This is a genomic window from Pseudomonadales bacterium (assembly GCA_013215025.1).
In the GTDB taxonomy this organism is placed as follows: domain Bacteria; phylum Pseudomonadota; class Gammaproteobacteria; order Pseudomonadales; family DT-91; genus DT-91.
Window position 1 is genome coordinate 1 of the sequence record JABSRR010000288.1, and the last position, 2193, is coordinate 2193.

Sequence of the window (2193 nt, forward strand, 5' to 3'; positions counted from 1 at the left end):
GGTCGTCGCGAGGACGGCTATCATAATCTGCAAACTGTGTTTCAGTTTTTATCCCTGGCCGATACCTTACATATTACTAGCCGCAGTGATGGGCAAATCCGTTTGCTGACTGAGATGCCAGGGATTGCGCATGAGGATAATCTGATTGTGCGGGCGGCCGAAACGCTCAAACAATATGCTATGGCGCATCAGATCAGCGAAAAACCAATGGGTGCCAGCATCCGTATAGATAAGCAACTGCCACAAGGTGGCGGTATTGGTGGTGGTTCATCAAATGCTGCTTCTACCCTTTATGCGCTAAACCAGCTGTGGCAACTGCAGCTGACATTGGCCGATTTAAAACAGCTGGCATTGGGTTTAGGTGCCGATGTGCCGGTGTTTTTACATGGCCATGCTGCATGGGCTGAAGGAGTAGGTGAATCGCTTACCACACTGGCTGTAGACGATGCTTGGTGTCTGCTTGCGGTGCCTGATTGCGAGGTTTCTACCGCCGAAATTTTTTCGCATTCTTGGTTGACACGTGATAGCAAAATCAAGACAATAGCGGCCTTTCTTGAGCAGGGTGGCAATAAGCGACTGGTCAGTGAATTTCGCAACGATTGTGAAGCACTGGTTAGGAAACTCTACCCTCAAGTTGATCATGCGATAAACTTATTATCGCAGTTTGGTCAGGCTCAAATGACAGGAACGGGTGCATGTGCATTTGTCCTGTTTGACTCGCAAGACGCTGCCGTAAATGCACAGCAGCAACTGCCCGAGTCACTGCATACAGAAGTTTGTCAGGCGTTAGCAACATCGCCAATGCTTGCTGAATGAAACCTACACGGTTTTAACTAAACCTTGGTTTCAACACAAGCTTAGATAAACAGGCTGTCACTCTACTGGGGTATCGCCAAGCGGTAAGGCACTGGGTTTTGATCTCAGCATGCGCAGGTTCGAATCCTGCTACCCCAGCCATTTTTCTAGCCACTTTTTATTTTATTCAGCTTATTCAGCTTATTCAGCTTTTCGCCTGCATAGTTAGGCATAGCTTGTATACGGTTTTTCAGCGTTTGACGCTAAGCTCGGCGCTGGGCTTGCAAAAACTGCTGCCAATCCGGCAAATTAGCCTGAATTTGACCGCAAGCGATGGCACTTTTAGCGCAAATTGTTACAATACGCGACTTTATTTTGCGACATCTCGATATGTCGCGCTGCTCGCTTGTTCTATATTAAGGTGCCCCATGTCTAAGCTGATGGTCTTCTCTGGTAACGCTAACCCAAAGCTTGCCGCTGATGTTGTTGAAAAACTTAACCTCAAATTAGGCAATGCCAGCGTGACAAAATTCTCTGACGGCGAGACAGCAGTTGAATTAAATGAAAACGTGCGTGGTAAAGACGTATTTGTATTTCAGCCCACCTGCTCGCCAACCAATGACAATCTGATGGAATTAATTGTCATGATTGACGCCCTGCGCCGCGCTTCTGCGTCGCGTATCACAGCGGTGGTGCCGTACTTTGGTTACGCCCGTCAAGACCGTCGAGTTCGTTCTGCACGGGTACCGATTACCGCGAAAGTAGTTGCCGATATGATGGTGGGTGTTGGTGTTGATCGGGTCTTAACCGTTGATCTGCACGCCGAACAGATTCAAGGTTTCTTTGATGTGCCGGTAGATAATGTCTATGGCTCACCCGTGCTGATTGAAGATATTCTGGCGCAAGACTATGAAGATTTAATGGTCGTATCACCGGATATTGGCGGTGTTGTGCGTGCCCGCGCGGTCGCCAAGCAGCTGAATGATCTCGATTTAGCCATTATTGATAAGCGACGTCCAAAAGCCAATGTGTCGCAGGTTATGCATATCATTGGTGATGTGAAAGACCGCACCTGTATTTTGGTTGATGATATGGTCGATACCGCAGGTACCTTGTGTAAAGCGGCTGAAGCGTTGAAAAACTTTGGCGCTAAGCGCGTGATCGCATACTGTACTCACGCTGTGCTATCGGGCCCGGCTATCGATAATGTGAAAAACTCGCAGCTCGACGAGCTGGTTGTGTCTGACACCATCCCACTGTCGTCTGAAGCCGAGGCCTGCGAGCGAATTCGCGTATTGAGCATGGCGAATTTATTGGCCGAATCGATTCGTCGCGTCAGCAACGAAGAATCTATTTCGGCGCTATTTAGCTAAACCTGGCTTATTTTAGCTAAACCTG

2 protein-coding genes and 1 tRNA gene are annotated in these 2193 nt (G+C 48.4%); all 3 read left to right on the forward strand.

Going from position 1 to position 2193, the window contains the following annotated elements:
- A partial coding sequence (gene ispE / locus HRU21_12965) for a 4-(cytidine 5'-diphospho)-2-C-methyl-D-erythritol kinase (protein ID NRA43200.1) occupies positions 1-816 on the forward strand: 816 nt, incomplete at its 5' end.
- A gap of 66 nt (positions 817-882) precedes the next feature.
- A tRNA-Gln gene (locus tag HRU21_12970) sits at positions 883-957 on the forward strand.
- A 266-nt stretch (positions 958-1223) separates the two neighbouring features.
- Entirely contained in the window at positions 1224-2168 is a 945-nt protein-coding gene (locus tag HRU21_12975; GenBank protein NRA43201.1) for a ribose-phosphate pyrophosphokinase, read from the forward strand.
- The last annotated feature ends 25 nt before the right edge of the window (positions 2169-2193 follow it).

Bases quoted from the DNA above. Each gene is read 5' to 3' on its own strand.
- HRU21_12975 (NRA43201.1), top strand. From the start codon at position 1,224: ATGTCTAAGCTGATGGTCTTCTCTGGTAACGCTAACCCAAAGCTTGCC.